Here is a 16,830-nt window from a genome sequence, read left to right on the forward strand (position 1 = left end):
TTTATTCCACGAGTGTGACACGATTGACGAACACTTCATAATCCTTCGTCGCATCAATCACATAGACATAATCGATACCTTCTTTGATTTTTCGTTTTTGATCACTCGCAATGTATTGATTCTTTGGAATGACCTCTAATTCGAAATCAATCTGTTTCGTTTCCCGATTGATGAACCGAACACGATTTTCGCGTTTTTCGATCGTTTCACGCGTCGCCCAGTTGGCAGGGAACCGCATGACGAAATTGTATTCTTGATCGATGTATTGCTCTTCTCGCAGTTCGAACCCGCTCTCGAGAAATGGCGGATTATCTGATCCATTCCATGTGTAGTATGCCGTGATGCGTGGTTTCGGTTCTCCTTCACGCCCTTTACTACCTTCTGGCGTGTATTGATGACCAAACTCGACGATTCCGTCTTGATCGACATCTTTCGGGAAGGTATACATCGGTTCGACGATCTCATCGACCTGACCGAAACGAACCTGTTCCAATGTATCGTTCGCTAAACGGAATAATCCGATGTGCATTTTCGCATCTCGTGTATATGAGACGATCAAGCCTTTATTCCGAGCGGCATTGATCGTATCGACTTCAAATAAATCATGTTCTGCGAATAAATCGCCATCCTGCGTTAAAAGTGTCGTCTCTTGGTGCTCTTTCGACAGGATGTCTTTATAATAAATCAAACGAGACGGACTGCCCTTTTGCAGAAGCACCATATCCCGCTCTCGATCTTGATTCAAATCAGCTACCGACAGACGATCATACCGATCGACTTTCGTGACGTCTCGTTGCTTCGATAGTAACTGCTCAATGATGTATAACGTATTTTCACCATAACTGGTAATACCGATGACCAGGTGGTTTTGTTTATGTCGTGCGTCAGTTATGACTTCGAGTCGATCGATGGCTCGACCGTCAGCTACCGTCTGTCGCGCCACGAGTCGCCATTTTTCGCCTTGTCGTTCATGGACGAGAAGATGAATCGTGAAGCGCCCGTCCTGCTCGCTGCGGTAGAAGGTGATCGCCTCATCTTTACCGTTTCGATCTAAATCGACGAGTTCGTATAGACGTGATACCGCTTGATTTCGTGGTGCCACGATTTCTGCCTGTTTCGGCAAATCGCGGTCAATCCGTTCTTTCAACGACTGCTCCCATGCCGGAAGGGACGGATGTTCGAGTAGAGAGGCAGGATGCGGAAACATCGTACTACAACCTGCTAATAATAGACTTGATATGATCATGAAGAGATATTTCATAAAGTTGGAATCCTTTCCGTACGGGCTCTGTTTCCACTTTATCATACTCTCTTCGAGGAGAGTATATTGTCGAACGGGGTACAAGTTGTTACGATATACAGATAATTGAAAGGGGTTTGAATGTATGACATATAAAATGATTGTTCTCGATTTAGATGATACCTTGTTGACAAGTGACCATACGATTTCACCACGTACGAAAGAAGCTTTACTCGCTGCGCAGCGTCGCGGGAAGAAGGTCGTGCTCGCTAGCGGTCGTCCGACATTTGCCATGCTCGACCTCGCAAAAGAACTAGAACTCGCACGCTATGGCAGTTACATCCTGAGCTTCAATGGCGCGTCCATCATTGATTGTAAAACGAACGAGTCGCTCTTCCTCAGCACCCTTTCCCCGGAGACGGTCCACCGTCTCGATGATTTGAGTAAACGGGAGGGTGTCTACATCCACACGTATGTCGGACATGAGATTCTGACAGAGGAACCGAATGAATATACGACGCTCGAAGGACAACTGACAGGCATGGAAATCATCCCTGTCGCTGATTTTAAAGCAGCGATTCAAACACCTGTCGTCAAGTGTTTAATGATGGCAGAAGAGACGCACCTCGCGCGCGTCGAACAGACGCTTCAACAGGAACTTGCGGGTGAACTCGCGGTAGCTCGCTCGAAGCCATTTTTCCTTGAATTCACGGAAGATGGTGTGACAAAAGGCACAAGCCTTGCCTTACTGTCTGAAAAACTGGGAATCGCTCAAGAAGAAGTCATTGCTTGTGGAGACGGCAACAACGATCTATCGATGATCGAATGGGCAGGTCTTGGCGTCGCGATGGCGAATGCAGCCGATACCGTCAAAGAAAAAGCACAGTATATGACTGCTTCGAACGATGAAGATGGTGTTGCTCTCGTCGTCGAAAAGTTCATGATGGATGAAGAACCAACCGTTTCAAGCCGTTAATTAACTCAAAAAGCGTGTGTTCCGCATTCAACGGAGCACACGCTTTTGATTTACGTTAAACACCAGTCGATCGGCTCTCTTCCCTGCTCTTTGAGCCAAGCATTCGTCTGTGAATACGGTTTACTACCGAAAAATCCACGACTTGCTGATAAGGGACTCGGATGGACGGCTTCAAGAACAAGATGACGATCCGTATCGATCAGCGCTTTTTTACTCTTCGCGTGATTCCCCCAGAGGATGAACACGATCGGTTGTGTCTGTGTTCCTAATACTTCGATGACCCGATCCGTGAACTGTGCCCAACCTTTTTTAGCATGGGATCCCGCTTTCCCCTCCTCAACCGTAAGCGATGTATTGAGTAAGAATACTCCTTGTCGTGACCATGCTTCGAGATTTCCGGATGTCGGTACCGGACAACCGATATCCGCGACGAGTTCTTTATACATGTTTCGAAGGGACGGAGGAATCGGAACTCCGTCATGGACGGAAAAGCTGAGTCCATTCGCCTGTCGCGGACCATGATAAGGATCTTGCCCTAAAATGACGCACCGGACATCTTCTGGCGCGACCGCATCAAACGCATGAAAGATCCGGTCCTTCGGAGGATAGACAGTCGTCGTTTGATAGGCTTCCTTCAAAAAAGCCCACAGTTCTTGAAAGTAGGGTTTTTCCTTTTCTTCTTTTAACACGGTTTGCCAAGATGGATGCATGTGAATCCGCTCCTTTTTCAGCCTCAAGTCGCTGTTCGTCCGTCTTGATTCTGCTATGATGGATGATGAGGTGGAAAACTATGATTCAGACAAAACAATTATTCGGACTACCATTCGTCGATGCAGCACCTTCGCAATGGTATACCCATATTAAAACAATCTTACACGACCGCGGAAAAGCCTTTCTTGTCACCGCAAATCCAGAGCTCGTATTGCGTGCATTGCGTGAACCTTCCTACGAAGCCATTTTACGACGGGCGACGTTCATCACACCAGACGGAATCGGTGTGACGGCTGCCAGTAAACGGATGGGAGCACCGCTCACTGCGACATTGCCAGGAATCGAGACCGCACGTGAACTATTGCGGACGGCAGACGCACTCGAGAAGCGTGTCTTTTTACTCGGTGGACGCCCGGAAGTCATGAAATCGTTGATCCGTCAGTTATCGATTCGTTTTCCGAACATCCACTTCGTTGGAACGTTTCATGGTTTTGGAAAGACAGAAGAAGCAACGCAAGCCATTATAGAAGCAGACGCTGATCTTGTTCTCGTCGCGCTCGGTGCGCCAAAACAGGAAGAATGGATTGCTTCCATCTATGATCAAGTCGATCACGGCATCTTCATCGGTGTTGGTGGTGCGTTCGACGTCTGGTCAGGACATAGTAAACGTGCGCCTAAATTATTCCGTCGCTTCAAGCTAGAGTGGCTCTATCGTATCTCGACGCACCCTCGTGGATTCGAGAAACTCAAGGATTTGTTACTTTTCCTGACGCTCGTGCTTCGTAAAAAATCAACGCTCTCTTGAGAGCACACAAAAAGGCTCCCGACACGGCGGGAGCCTTTTTGACGCTTATCTTATGCGTTGACAGTCGAGAATGAACGACCGAGTTCTTTCGCTTTAGCGATTGCTGCTTCTTTGATTTCTTCTGCTTTTTCTGGGTTCATTGCCATACCTTCGATGAAGAGTGCATCGTAGTCTGTTACACCAGTGAAAGCAAGTGCTTGACGGAGGTAGTCATCACCGAAGTTGAGACCAGATCCTGTGTAGACGCCGCCTGTTGCTTGGATGTGGAGTGCTTTTTTGTCTTCCATCAAACCTTTTGGACCTTCTGCAGTGTAAGCGAATGTTTTACCTGCAAGAAGAACGCTGTCGATGTACATTTTGAGACGTGCTGGGAAAGAGAAGTTCCACATTGGTGTGACGAAGACATACTCATCTGCTTCCATGTATTGCTCGAGATGTTTTGTCATCGTACCAACTTTTGCGATCTCCACTTCTGTTAATTCTTCGCCAGTTGCGAATTTGCCCCATGCGCTAAGAACATCTGTATCGATTTCTTGGACTGTTTCGTTATATAGATCAAGAACTTCTACTTCAGCTGAAGGATTCGCTGCTTTGTAGCTTTCGAGGAATGCTTCGCCGACTTGAAGGCTGAAAGAGTGTTCTGTAGCTTTCGGGTTAACAGTTACATAAAGTAATTTAGTCATTATTATTTCTCCCTTTTATTTAAAGTAAATTCTGTAACTAAACATACCAACCACCTTTTCGTTTGTCAATTAGTTTGACTTCTTAACGAATAAAAAAAAGCTCAAGTCCGTGACTTGAGCTTGCTTGATCTTATAAGTGCTAATTCTTACACATTTTCGAGCGGCGTATAATGTTCGGCTCGTAAACCGATTCGTTTTAACTGATCAATCAATTGTTCCTTTTCAGAAACCGACAAATCCTTGAATAGGTCTGCTAAAAAGGCTTCGTGTTTCGGGAATGTCTCTTCCATTAGTTCGCGCCCAGCTTCGGTTAATGTCCCAAACGTGACACGACGATCCGTCGCACATGATTTTCGCGCAATCAACCCACGCTTTTCAAGTTTATCCACGACATACGTCACACTTCCGCTCGTTAATAGAATTTTATCGCCAATTTGTTGTAGAGGCGTGTCCCCTTTGTGGTACAGCAATTCCAGAACGCCGAATTCCGATAAATTCAACTGATGTGTTTTGATATCTGCCTTCACTTGCTCCGTCACCGCATGCATCGTCCGAGATAGAACAACGAGCATTTTCAATGCCAGCTTCGAGTCTGTCGATTCCATTTTACGTTCGCCCCTCTTTGTGTTGTATCGTCACAATCATAGACTTCTTTGTCTACCTGGTCAATTCTTGCTGAATTTTTCCAATCGATTCGCTGCGTAAAAATAGTTCTTGCCGTGAAACGCGTTTCATAGCCTATCGTCTTGATATACACTAAAAAGGAGGTAATATCATGTCGATTCATACACGATTAATCCAGCTGTTTAAACGAAATGTTGCTTTTGAGTGGGCCATCGAACAATTGCATACACCAGCAGGCTATTATTTGTGTCAGCACACGTTGGTCGATCAATACCCTGATTTGTCTCCTCAAGAAAAAACGCGACTGCTCTCAAAAATCAATGAACTGGCTGAGCAGACAGCTCCATTCTCAGCTCCCGTCTCTCGACAGGATTGGCGCCGACTTGAACGACGATTATCTCGTAAGATGTAATCCAGGAGGGATGCGCGATGACGAACATCCGAGACTTGGCACGTGAAGCCAACGTGTCCGTTACGACAGTCTCACGTGTACTAAATGATCACCCTTATGTGGCGAACGAGAAGCGACAAGCTGTTCGAGAAGCCATCGAAAAACTCGGATATATCCGTAATCAGACTGCCGTCCATCTATCGACGGGTATGACAAAAACGGTCGGAGTCATGCTCCCGTTCGTTGATCATCCGTATCACGCTGCTATTCTTCAAGGCATCGCACAAGCTGCCTTTGACGCGAGTTATCGGTTCTTGACGTGGCAAACGAATTATGTGGAAACGCATGAGCAACTGGCACTGGATGCGCTGGCACAACAGGAAATCGACGCACTCATCGTCGTGTCGCACAGTCTTCCGTTATCAGCGATTTTACCATATGAACGTTATGGACCAATCGTCTTTTGTGAACATCATGAAGATGTCGCTGCCGTCTATATCGATCACTATACGGCCTTTCAACAAGGACTTTCACATCTGCGACAACAAGGACATACGAGCATCGGCATCTGTCTTGGGCGACCGGACAGCACGAATAGCTTGGCACGTAAACATGCGTATCAAGAGGCCGTGCGTGACGAATTCGTCTATGAACAGACCTTGACGATTGAAGATGGCGCGACCATCGCAAGGCGTTGGATGCAACAAAAACAACGACCGACCGCCATCTTGACCGCAAGTGATCACGTCGCAGCGGGTCTCATCTTAGAACTCCGAAAACAAGGCTATCAGGTTCCCGGAGACCTGTCTGTCATTGGTTTTGATGGAAGTGAACTCGCTGAAGTCTTAGCGATGACGACCATCGCGATTCCGTATGCCACGATCGGACGACATGCTTTTCAATTAACCATCCGTGAAGATCTTGTTGCTCGTCCACAAATCGAAGTTCCTTCGGCGTTCATTGATGGAACGACCGTTCTTCCTCATACCTGAATCCATATAAAAAAGCGACGAGTTCATCGATTTGAATTCGTCGCTTCATTTTCGTTTAAAGAGTTCCTGCCGCTACATAACGTGATCCCCAGTAGCCGCCACGGAACGATTCTTTGACGACTCTTCCATAATACGAGTTCGCGTTGATCATCGTACCACCATCAACAGCGATTCCAACGTGTTGAATCCCACTTCCATGTGTAAAGAAGACAAGATCTCCAGCGCCAGGTGCCGTACGTTTTGTTGCTGAGTATTGAGCCGCTGCCGTACGTGGGAGTGACTTTCCTAATGCTTGATAGACGTAACGTGTAAACCCAGAGCAATCAAAGCTAACTGGACCTGTCGCACCAAATACATAAGGACGTCCTTTGAGACCTTCCGCTACCGAAACGATTATTGATCCTGTTTTACTAAGACCTTTCGTTGCTTTAGCATTATATGCTTTCGTGTATGTAGAGGCGATGTATGCTGATTTTCCTTGATGACGAATTTGATACCATTCTTTGACCTGACCTACGACGGTTACAGCTTGTCCGAGTTTCAATTGCCCGACTCGTTTACTCGATACAGCAGCTTTTGCACGAATATTCAACACATCCACTGACACCACTACTTTTTTACTTGTTGCAGCTTGCGTTGATGCTGGGACGAGTGTCCAACTACTGATTAGTAACGTTAAGGTTAACAAAACACGAGTGACAGCTTTCATCGATTCATTCTCCTCTTATATATGAATGTATTTTACGTCTGAATTGTCAGATAATTTCTGTATTTATCCTATCATGTTCCAGATTTTCATCATATTACAGTTCTTTAACGTGAATTCTTTTTCGTAATACTTTTGTAACAAAATAAAAAAACAGGTTGTAGAATGGCTTAGGATAGCCATTTCTACACACCTGTCAGTTTGAGTCATTAATCATTTTTTTAAGAATCGATTGACTTCTTTTTCCGGAAACGTGCTAAGAATTCATAAACGATCGGCACGATAAGGAGTGTCAACAACGTCGAACTTGTCAGTCCACCGATGACCGTCACACCTAACCCTTTCGAGATCAATGCGCCACCTTCGAGTCCAAGCGCAAGTGGTGCAAGTGCACCAATCGTCGCAAGGGCCGTCATCAAGATTGGACGTAAACGTGTACCTGCTGCATCGAGTAGTGCTTCACGCGTCGATAAACCTTCCGCTTCTTTATGAATGACACGGTCGATCAAGACGATTGCATTCGTCACGACGATCCCGATCAACATCAAAGCACCAATCAAGGATGACACAGAAATCGTCTCTCCTGTAATCAACAGGGCAACCAGTCCACCGATGATTGCGAATGGAAGTGAGAACAAGATGACGAGGGGTGTCAATGCTCCTCCAAACGTAATGACGAGGACGAGATAGACGATCGCTACAGCTGCTGCCATTGCTAGACCAAGCTGTGTGAACGACTCTTGGATTTGTTCTGTGACTCCACCTTGCTCATACGAGACACCTGTCGGACGATCAATGTTTTTAACAGATTTTTCAATCGCTTGAGAAGCCTCGGTTGCTTTATCCGTTTTTAGTTCTGCTGTAACGGTAGCGACGAGTTTTCCATCACGTTCATTGAGCGAATCAGGAGTCGTTCCTTTTTTCACTTCAACGAAATCTGACAGTTTGCGCACGCCAAGCGGTGTCACGACATCCGTCTCTTCCAAGTCTTGAACGGAATCATATGTCGTTTGTTCGTTTGGAACGATGACATCGAGTTCCTTTCCATCTACCTTAATAGTAGAAAGTGGTTTTTCTTCTCCTTGGACATTGGCAATGCCTTGCGCAAGTTGTGCTGTTGAAACGCCGAATTCAGCCGCTTTTTGCTGATCGACTTCGAACGTATATTGCGTATACGCTTCTTTTAAATCTGTCGTTACTTTTCGAACATACTTCGATTCACCTTCGATGGCGTCGACGAATTTCGGCGTTACTGCTTCTAAGTCTTCAATATTATTCGCAAAGATTGAATACGAGACGCCTGACGAAGCTGCGCCACCACTAAAGTCTTGCTCTTTCCATTCTCCTGTCGGAATGTCAGCATTCAGCTGTTTGATGGCTGTCTGTTTAACATCTGCGAAATCTTCCGTATCTGGATCGTATTGAACGATGAAGACACCTTGTTTCGTGTTCCCTGGATTTAATGGATTTTCTCCACCGACAGTAAACTGAAGATTATCGATATTTTTTTGTTTGTTGAAATAATCTTCTGCTTGATCAGCTGCTTTTAACGAATCATCTAGCGTTTGACCTGGTTTTGGATTGTACGTGACATAGAGTGTCTTTTCTCCTTCTTGATTCAAGAAGTTGACGCCAATCGTTGGTACGAGAGCAAAACTACCGATCAACAGCAAGACTGATAGACCAAAGACGATAAGTTTATGGTTGAGAGACCAATTCAGCATACGGCGATATCCATTCGCTAGCTTTCCGCCCTCTTCTTTTTCCGGTTTTGGTGCTTTACCACGCTTAAAGAGCGAATCAGCGAACATCGGAACGACTGTAACCGCAACGATCAAGGACGCGAACAGTGCAAAGACGACTGTCAACGCGAATGGTAAGAAGAGTTCACCAACGAATCCCGTAACGAATCCGAGCGGCAAGAAGACCGCGATCGTGACAACCGTAGACGATGCGATTGGAATGAATACCTCTCGTGTTGCACTGATAATTAGTTCTTTTCCTTTTAACTTTTCCGTCGGATCCGTCAAACGACGATAAATATTTTCGATAACGACGATGGAATCATCAACGACTCGACCAATCGCGACCGTCATGGCTCCGAGTGTCATGATATTCAAGGAAATATCCATCTGCTTCAGCACAAGGATTGCCATCAAAAGAGATAACGGAATCGAAATAACAGCGATGATCGTTGATTTGATGTTTCGTAAGAACAGCAAAATGATGACGATCGCAAATAATGCACCAATCAATGCTTTGCTGATCATCGTCGAAACAGATTCCTCAATTGGTTTTCCTTGATCAAGTGTCACAGATGCCTTGACCGAACCGTTTTCTTTTTCAAAGTCTTTGATCGTCTGCTTCACTGCATTGACGACATCGACGGTATTCGCATCTTGCGACTTCGTCACTTGAACACCAATCGATCGTTCACCATTCGAACGCGAGATCGATTCTTCGATCCCTTTATCTTCGATCGTCGCGACTTGCGACAAGGTGATAGTTGGTACTTGCGTAGGCGCCGTCTGTGTTGCTTGACCTGATGCTGCACCTGTCGATGGTGTCGTTTGAGATGACGCAGGAGCTGACGATGGTGCTTGTCCTGCTTGTCCTGCTTCAGGAGTATTCGATGCTGGCGGTGTATAGGGAAGACGAAGATCTTTTAATTCCTTGACTGTCGTTGCTTTTCCATCTAATACGACTGCTTGTTCCTTATCCCCCAACTCGTACAAGCCAAGCGCTAAACGAGAATCATTAGCTTGAATCAATTGTTTCGCATTCTCTTCGGTTAGACCGTAACGTTCGAGTTTTTTCTCATCGAAGCGAATTTCGATCCGACGAATCTCTTGACCCGCGACTTGAACCGTCTGCGCCCCTTCGATTCCTTCAAGCTTTGGTTGAAGTTCGTTTTCAACGAGTTTCGTCAATTCAGATAGGGATCGTTCCTTATCCGAAACGGCAAAACCGATGACTGGGAATGCATCAAAGGAAATCCGTGATACTTGTGGTTCCTGAACACCTTCCGGTAATTCGACGTTTGAAAGAGCTTCTTTTACTTTTTGCTCGGCTTCTTCCATATCCGTACTGAAGTTATAGTCGATTTGTAGGTTCGATGCATTTTGGAAGGACGTCGAGCGTACAGTATCGACTCCTGATAAATTTTCGACCTTACTTTCAAGTTCTCGACTGACTTCATCTAGAACTTGTTCTGGTGTAGCACCTGGATAAATTGTCGTCACCGACACGGTCGGTGTCGTGATATCTGGCAATGTCTCGAGCTTCATCGATGTTCCCGCATAAATACCGGCAACCGTGATGATGATCGTCATGAGCCAGAGGGCAAACTTATTGTTCACCGAAAACTGGATGATCTTTTGCATCGTATGGTTCTCCCTCACTCTTCAATTTGTTTATCTAGTCGTCGTGTACGTTCTATTAATTGCTGAATTAATCGTTGTCGCACATCTGGAGACGGTGCACCGAACTGAAAATGCTCCGACAATTTCAAACCGTCTAATGTAAAGCGAATCGACAATACTTCAACCGGATCCATCTGTTCTGTCAGTTGGCGGAAGAACTGCTCCGCTTGTCGCTTTCGTTCCTCAACGAACGTCGCGTGATCCTTTAACAAGGACAACAAGTAAAGAAGCGCATCCATGTCGAGATGGAACTCCTCTTGCTGCTGGATTTGCAACGTCACGAACGCTTCCATCGGTCCCATCGTCAACTGATACTGTTCATATAGTTCAAATTGTCGTGCTTCTTGCGCCTCGATGACCCCCATTAATAAAGCTTCCTTCGAAGCGAAATGATACAATAGCCCACCTTTTGAGACATTCGCTTGTTTCGCTACTTCTTCGAGCGTCAATTGGGTGAATCCTTGTTGCAAAATGATCGTCGTCGTTGCTTCAAGAATCCGACGCCGTGTCTCTTGCGCTTTTGCACTGGCCAATAGTCTCCCCCTTCCCTCATATTTTACTGTACCGTCTGGACGGTTTCTTTTTACAGTGTACGAATTCTTATTTCAAGATGCAATCGCTTTGCTTATGTTTCACGTGAAACTTTCGTGAACGAAAAATCGCTTGCGTACGATGATATACGCAAACGATTTTTAAATACATTATTCTTCTGTTTCGCGTGCACTCTCTCGCAGTGCCGCTTGCATCGTATCGAACAGCTGACGCTCGCGTAGCACTTGGACGCCACGATCCGTTGGTCCACCAGGTGCTGCAACATCGGCAATGAGACGATCCGTGCTTGCGTCGGAGCGCATGAGAATTTCAGCTGAACCTTTCATCGCTTGAGCCACGATTCGACGTGCATTTTCTTCTTCAAAACCAGCATCCGTCAAAACCGGCACCATGCCAGCTACGATTTCATAGAAGAAAGCCGGACTACATCCAGCTGCCGCCATGAATGCAGGCATTGTTGCTTCATTTGCTTCCGCAATTTCTCCGACGCGTCCAAATAATGCCTCGACTACACTTCGGATCTCTTCATTCACGCGTGAGCCGAACCATAGTCCAGTCATTCCTAAACAATGTGCGACTGGAGTATTCGGCATGGCAGCGACTGTCGGACGTTTTGCCAACTGTTCGATTTCATGTGGTGTAATGTGTGCGGCAATCGAAACGATTGTCTGATTCGTCCATTTTTGATTCGCTACATAGTCGAGTACACCATCGGGTTGCATACCCAGCATGACGATATCGTATAAGGAGACGTCCTCCTGCTCGACCGTCTGAACACCATGTCGCGCTGCGACTTCTGTCAAACGTGCCCCGCCACTCCGATTCGTCATCGTGATATCTTCTCGTGCAAATCCAGAAGCGACCCACCCTTGAACGAGTGCCTCACTCATCGCACCGGCTCCTACTACTAACAATTTCATCGTCTATCCTTCCTTTCCCTCAAAAAAAGACCAGTCATGACTGGTCTTGTGCGGGTCCATTATACACGAACGGCTAAATCTTCGACAGCAACGACACGAAGTCCCTTGTCGTCAAGTTTCTTGACAATTTTTTTCTTCGTCTTCTCGTCACAATCCGTCGGTAATGTAATCAATACACGACGCATGACGCTACTCTTCGCATCGAGCGTCATCAGACTCGCGACCGTCGAATATTTGTTGACGATCTTCGAAATTTTCTCAAGTGCCCCTTTTTGTTCACTTAAAGCAACTGTCAGGACGTAACTTCCAGAATCACGGTTCCACGCTTCTTCAAGCATTCCGAGCATTTTTCCGTGAGGCAGGATGCCGAAGAAATGACCGTCGTCATTTAGTACAGCGATATACGGCAATTCCTTGATCGAGAAGAAAACTTCAAAGAAATTACTTCCTGTATAGATGTATTTGGATGTATTCTTAATCAGCGACATGACGTTGTCGTCTAAGCTGCCACCATTCATCCCATGCCGATAGATGTGCATCTTATAGATGTTGCCCTTGAAGTCCTGTCCTGATTGATCAAGGACTGGAACACAGCGGTATCCTGTTTTTTCAAGTGTGTCGAGTGCTTCACGAATCGTCGCTGTCTCGGAAATCGTGACACATTGATGCTTCGGAATACATAAACTTTGTACGAGCATAATAAAATCCTCCTCTTTTACCTGATTACGCAGACTTAATCATATCATTCGATTTTCATGCGCCATATCCTCTTTTCCCACTTCTGATGCGCTTTTATTCTTACAATCACAAGACAATCTCTTGCAATCACAACGTAATCCAACTCATTTCAATCAAGTACACTTCACTTTTACCATTGTCAGACAATTTATTAAATCTACAATCAGCTTCATATTAAGATTTATTAAGATTTCGTAAAGACGCTTCATAAATGTATTCTTTTACAATACCGTCTGCTACAATCGAACTCGTGAAGTTACTTCACTATTCTATTCTTGTTCTTAATATGGAGGCAGAAGAAATGTTTAGTAAAAAACAAGATCCATTCGCAGTGAAATTATCCGAAATCGCAGGACACTTAAAAACGACTTCGCAATTCTTCGTTGACTTTAAAATCAACGGCATCGCGGATGTAAAAGAATTTGCACATAAAGTAAAAGACTTCGAAACAGCTGGGGACGATTTGATGCACCAGTTGATCATCGACTTGAACAATGCGTTCATCACGCCGATCGACCGTGAAGACTTACTCGCACTTGCTAACGCACTTGATGACGTCTTAGACGGCTTTGAAGAATGTTCAGCGATCTTCGAAATCTACAATATCGTTCAAGCAGACGAGCACATGATCAAGTTCGTCGATGAAATCAACATCGCTGTCACAGAACTCGCGATGTCAATGGATCTTCTTGTTGCACGTAAATTGCAACCGATGCGTGAACACGTCATCAAAATCAAAGAACAAGAGACGATTTGTGACAACCTACGCCGTAAATCGATCAAAGCATTGTTCGCAACAGAAACAGATCCAATTAAAATCATCCAATACAAAGAAATCTATGAATCGCTCGAATCAATCGCGGACTACTGCCAAGATGCAGCTAACGTCATTGAAACGATCATCATGAAAAACGCTTAAGTGAGGAGCTAACGAGATGGATAGCCTGTTTATCATCACCGCCATAATCGTGATTCTCGCACTTAGCTTCGACTTCATCAACGGTTTCCACGATACAGCGAACTCGATCGCGACTTCGGTTTCGACTCGTGCTTTGAAACCACGTCATGCCATCATCTTGGCTGCATCGATGAACTTCCTAGGTGCAATCACGTTCACTGGAGTCGCAAAAACGATCTCTGGTGACATCGTTGACCCGTCAACACTTGAACATGGTAGCTACGTCGTTATCGCTGCCTTGATTTCAGCCATTGCTTGGAACCTTTTGACTTGGTACTTCGGTATTCCGTCAAGTTCTTCGCATACACTGATCGGTTCGATTGCTGGTGCTGCTGTTGCCTCTGTCGGATTCGGAGGAATCGAAGCAAAAGGTTTCTTGAAAATCGTTCAAGCCTTGCTCATTTCACCAGTGCTTGCATTCACACTCGGTTTCATCGTTTATGCAATCTTTAAAGTCATCTTCAAAAAAGGAAACTTGGCGAAAACGAATCGTCGCTTCCGTCATGTTCAAATTGCAACCGCTGCTTTGCAGTCGTATACACACGGTACGAACGACGCACAAAAAGCGATGGGTATCATCACGCTTGCTTTGATCTCATCTGGTTATCAAACAGATCACGAAGTTGCGACTTGGGTTAAACTCTCATGTGCGATCGCAATGGGTCTCGGAACATCTGTCGGTGGATGGCGGATCATCAAAACCGTTGGTGGTCAAATCATGAAAATCCGTCCGGTCAACGGGGTTGCAGCTGACTTAACATCAGCAGCGATCATCTTTGGTGCAACGGCGATTCATCTTCCGGTTTCGACGACACACGTCATCTCTTCTGCCATCTTGGGTGTAGGTACATCGCACCGTAAGAAAGGTGTAAAATGGGGAACTGCACAACGTATGCTCATTACATGGGTCATCACATTGCCGATTTCGATGGCTTTCGCTGCCTTGATCTACTATATTCTCGACTTCTTATTCATTAAATAAGTACTTGCCCCGCCTACTCAAAAGAGGTGGGGTTTTGTGTACGTTAGAAGCGTCGACAGTTGTTGTTTTTCCCATAATTCGCTATGATGAAGAACAAGAAGGATTGTCTATTTCTTTAGGAGGAATGCCCCATGACAAAACGTAAAGCCTTAACGATTGCTGGTTCCGACACGAGTGGTGGAGCTGGTATTCAAGCTGATTTGAAAACATTCCAAGAACTTGGTGTCTATGGAATGAATGCTTTGACGGTCATCGTCGCACAAGACCCTGATCACTCTTGGCACCATGCGGTTTACCCAATCGACACAGAACTCGTCCGGACACAAATCCACACGGTCCTTGGAGGTATTGGTGTTGATGCGATGAAGACGGGTATGCTCCCGACTGTCGAAATCATTGAAGCCGTTGCTGAGAAAATTAAATCATCCGGCGTTCAAAACGTCGTGATCGATCCTGTCATGGTCTGTAAAGGCGAAGACGAAGTGCTGAATCCTGATACGGCAAACGCACTCCGTGATGTCTTGACGCCACTTGCAACGGTCGTCACACCGAACGTCTTCGAAGCCGGACAACTGTCGGGTCTTGGCAAGACACCCGCAACGATCGACGAGATGAAACTTGCAGCAGCACGGATTCACGAAAAAGGTGCGCAATACGTTCTTGTCAAAGGCGGCAGCAAGATTGACCATCCACAAGCAGTTGACGTGCTTTATGACGGAAAAGAGTTTATCCTGATTGAGGACGAACGAATCGAGACACCGTACACGCACGGTGCCGGCTGCACGTACTCTGCAGCAATCACGGCCGAACTCGCAAAAGGTGCATCGGTAGAAGCTGCTGTCCGTACAGCAAAATCTTTCATCACTTCTGCGATTCGTCATTCATTCCGTTTGAATGAATACGTCGGACCAACTGATCACGCTGCACATCGTACAGTCCAGTCTTGATCCGCTTAAGAAGTCCGCGATATCCGCGGACTTCTTTCTGTATAGGAGAGGAGAAAAGTTTATGCAAGCCATTGATTTACAAGAAATACAGCGTTATATCGACGAACATGCGAATACACCGCTGTATGTTCACGTCGAGACGACGAACGGTGCCTACGCGACGCACCAAGATCCAACTTTCCATAGCGCAGGGATGTTTTTCCGTAATGCGGAAATCACTTACGAACGTGGTCTGATCACAGGAAACGGACCTTACCGGATCGGTTTGAAACTCGCCCACGGCTGGTTATACGGTGAAGGATTGACTGACTTCGAATTTGCTGGGGATCAATTATTGATTGCCGGTCACGATATCGAGGGACGTCTTGCAATTGCTTTTGAACTTAGCTCGACACCGTTCGCTCAAGGTGCAGAGGAGGTAGACGCATGACACACGAAGATCATTTACTCGTCGTCTTCCCTCACCCGGATGACGAAGCCTTCAGTTCTGCTGGTACGATCATCGAGCACGCTGAAAATCGTGGTCCTGTCACATACGCTTGTCTGACGCTTGGTGAGATGGGACGTAACATGGGACGCCCTGTCTTTACGAACCGGGAACAGCTCGCAACGATTCGTAAACGTGAGTTGATCGATGCTGCTGCGAAAATGAAGATTTCGGATCTTCAAATGTGGGGACTTCGTGATAAGACTGTTGAATTTGAGGATGAAGCAGCACTTGCCGACCGTATTCTTGCCTTGATTCAACAAACACGACCAACTCGTTTGATTTCGTTCTACCCGGGTTACGCGGTCCATCCCGATCATGAAGCAACAGCTCGCGCCGTCGTTCGTGCCCTTCGGATGATGGATCCTGCTGATCGTCCAGAGTTTCTTGCGGTCGCTTTCGCGAACAATACGAAAGAAGAGCTCGGGGAAGGAACGTTCATTCATGATGTCAGTGCCTATACGGATCAAAAGATCAAGGCACTCGAAGCCCACGCTTCACAAACAGGTGGTCTGATGAAAGTCATCTCGGAAGACTCGAATATCCGTGACTTGCTCGTCAAAGAACGCTACTACCACTATCCACTTTAATCTTCTTGCAAGAGATGCGTACCGTCCGACCGACGATACGCATCTCTTTTTTTGTCTTCATCAGAAAACGTCGACTTTTTCGATAGCTTCTGCTAGTGTGAATAGT

Annotated in this window: 18 protein-coding genes; 9 read left to right on the top strand and 9 right to left on the bottom strand. The window is 46.0% G+C overall.

Annotated elements, in window-relative coordinates; translation table 11 throughout:
- Position 1 precedes the first annotated feature (1 nt).
- Positions 2-1,246 carry a hypothetical protein gene (locus ACZGCQ_RS14000; RefSeq protein WP_262415771.1) on the bottom strand — a complete coding sequence of 415 codons (1,245 nt, stop codon included), beginning with the start codon at positions 1,244-1,246 and terminating at the stop codon, positions 2-4.
- A 139-nt stretch (positions 1,247-1,385) separates the two neighbouring features.
- On the opposite strand from ACZGCQ_RS14000, the gene ACZGCQ_RS14005 reads away from it, so the two are divergent.
- Positions 1,386-2,216 (top strand): Cof-type HAD-IIB family hydrolase, encoded by an 831-nt coding sequence (locus ACZGCQ_RS14005; RefSeq protein ID WP_481266628.1) that lies wholly within the window; start codon positions 1,386-1,388, stop codon positions 2,214-2,216.
- A gap of 50 nt (positions 2,217-2,266) precedes the next feature.
- Here ACZGCQ_RS14005 and ung read toward each other — a convergent pair whose 3' ends face one another.
- Positions 2,267-2,926, bottom strand: coding sequence for a uracil-DNA glycosylase (gene ung, locus ACZGCQ_RS14010; RefSeq protein WP_481266629.1), 660 nt, complete (start codon positions 2,924-2,926; stop codon positions 2,267-2,269).
- A gap of 80 nt (positions 2,927-3,006) precedes the next feature.
- Between ung and ACZGCQ_RS14015 the strand changes: the two genes are divergently transcribed.
- On the top strand, positions 3,007-3,732 hold the full coding sequence (locus ACZGCQ_RS14015) for a WecB/TagA/CpsF family glycosyltransferase (RefSeq protein ID WP_481266630.1): 726 nt from the start codon (positions 3,007-3,009) through the stop codon (positions 3,730-3,732).
- Between the two features lie 50 nt (positions 3,733-3,782).
- Here ACZGCQ_RS14015 and ACZGCQ_RS14020 read toward each other — a convergent pair whose 3' ends face one another.
- Positions 3,783-4,415, bottom strand: a complete 633-nt coding sequence (locus ACZGCQ_RS14020; protein WP_481266631.1) for an NAD(P)H-dependent oxidoreductase — start codon at positions 4,413-4,415, stop codon at positions 3,783-3,785.
- Between the two features lie 146 nt (positions 4,416-4,561).
- A complete protein-coding gene (locus ACZGCQ_RS14025; protein WP_029342913.1) occupies positions 4,562-5,020 on the bottom strand; it encodes a MarR family winged helix-turn-helix transcriptional regulator in 459 nt (152 codons plus the stop codon).
- A gap of 170 nt (positions 5,021-5,190) precedes the next feature.
- On the opposite strand from ACZGCQ_RS14025, the gene ACZGCQ_RS14030 reads away from it, so the two are divergent.
- A complete protein-coding gene (locus ACZGCQ_RS14030) occupies positions 5,191-5,451 on the top strand; it encodes a hypothetical protein (protein ID WP_029342914.1) in 261 nt (86 codons plus the stop codon).
- Between the two features lie 17 nt (positions 5,452-5,468).
- Positions 5,469-6,422, top strand: a complete 954-nt coding sequence (locus ACZGCQ_RS14035; RefSeq protein ID WP_481266632.1) for a LacI family DNA-binding transcriptional regulator — start codon at positions 5,469-5,471, stop codon at positions 6,420-6,422.
- A gap of 55 nt (positions 6,423-6,477) precedes the next feature.
- Here the strand turns inward: ACZGCQ_RS14035 and ACZGCQ_RS14040 are convergent, their stop codons facing one another.
- From ACZGCQ_RS14040 to cbpA, 5 genes are all read right to left on the bottom strand, one after another.
- Positions 6,478-7,131 carry a C40 family peptidase gene (locus ACZGCQ_RS14040; protein ID WP_481266633.1) on the bottom strand — a complete coding sequence of 218 codons (654 nt, stop codon included), beginning with the start codon at positions 7,129-7,131 and terminating at the stop codon, positions 6,478-6,480.
- 218 nt (positions 7,132-7,349) lie between these two features.
- Positions 7,350-10,511, bottom strand: a complete 3,162-nt coding sequence (locus ACZGCQ_RS14045; protein ID WP_481266634.1) for an efflux RND transporter permease subunit — start codon at positions 10,509-10,511, stop codon at positions 7,350-7,352.
- Positions 10,512-10,525: 14 nt separating this feature from the next.
- Entirely contained in the window at positions 10,526-11,083 is a 558-nt protein-coding gene (locus ACZGCQ_RS14050; protein WP_481266635.1) for a TetR/AcrR family transcriptional regulator, read from the bottom strand.
- Positions 11,084-11,251: 168 nt separating this feature from the next.
- Complete coding sequence (locus tag ACZGCQ_RS14055; protein ID WP_481266636.1) at positions 11,252-12,022, bottom strand: pyrroline-5-carboxylate reductase family protein; 771 nt, start codon at positions 12,020-12,022, stop codon at positions 11,252-11,254.
- 59 nt (positions 12,023-12,081) lie between these two features.
- A complete protein-coding gene (gene cbpA, locus ACZGCQ_RS14060) occupies positions 12,082-12,720 on the bottom strand; it encodes a cyclic di-AMP binding protein CbpA (protein WP_023469717.1) in 639 nt (212 codons plus the stop codon).
- Between the two features lie 341 nt (positions 12,721-13,061).
- Between cbpA and ACZGCQ_RS14065 the strand changes: the two genes are divergently transcribed.
- From ACZGCQ_RS14065 to bshB2, 5 genes are all read left to right on the top strand, one after another.
- Complete coding sequence (locus ACZGCQ_RS14065; protein ID WP_023469718.1) at positions 13,062-13,679, top strand: DUF47 domain-containing protein; 618 nt, start codon at positions 13,062-13,064, stop codon at positions 13,677-13,679.
- A 16-nt stretch (positions 13,680-13,695) separates the two neighbouring features.
- Positions 13,696-14,700 (top strand): inorganic phosphate transporter, encoded by a 1,005-nt coding sequence (locus ACZGCQ_RS14070; RefSeq protein WP_023469719.1) that lies wholly within the window; start codon positions 13,696-13,698, stop codon positions 14,698-14,700.
- A 131-nt stretch (positions 14,701-14,831) separates the two neighbouring features.
- Positions 14,832-15,647 carry a pyridoxine/pyridoxal/pyridoxamine kinase gene (pdxK, locus tag ACZGCQ_RS14075; RefSeq protein ID WP_023469720.1) on the top strand — a complete coding sequence of 272 codons (816 nt, stop codon included), beginning with the start codon at positions 14,832-14,834 and terminating at the stop codon, positions 15,645-15,647.
- A gap of 61 nt (positions 15,648-15,708) precedes the next feature.
- Positions 15,709-16,077, top strand: coding sequence for a YojF family protein (locus ACZGCQ_RS14080; protein ID WP_481266637.1), 369 nt, complete (start codon positions 15,709-15,711; stop codon positions 16,075-16,077).
- On the top strand, positions 16,074-16,724 hold the full coding sequence (gene bshB2 / locus ACZGCQ_RS14085; protein ID WP_023469722.1) for a bacillithiol biosynthesis deacetylase BshB2: 651 nt from the start codon (positions 16,074-16,076) through the stop codon (positions 16,722-16,724). Before ACZGCQ_RS14080 ends, bshB2 begins: the two co-directional genes overlap by 4 nt.
- Positions 16,725-16,830 lie beyond the last annotated feature (106 nt).

It is taken from the genome of Exiguobacterium sp. HSB13, assembly GCF_056764755.1.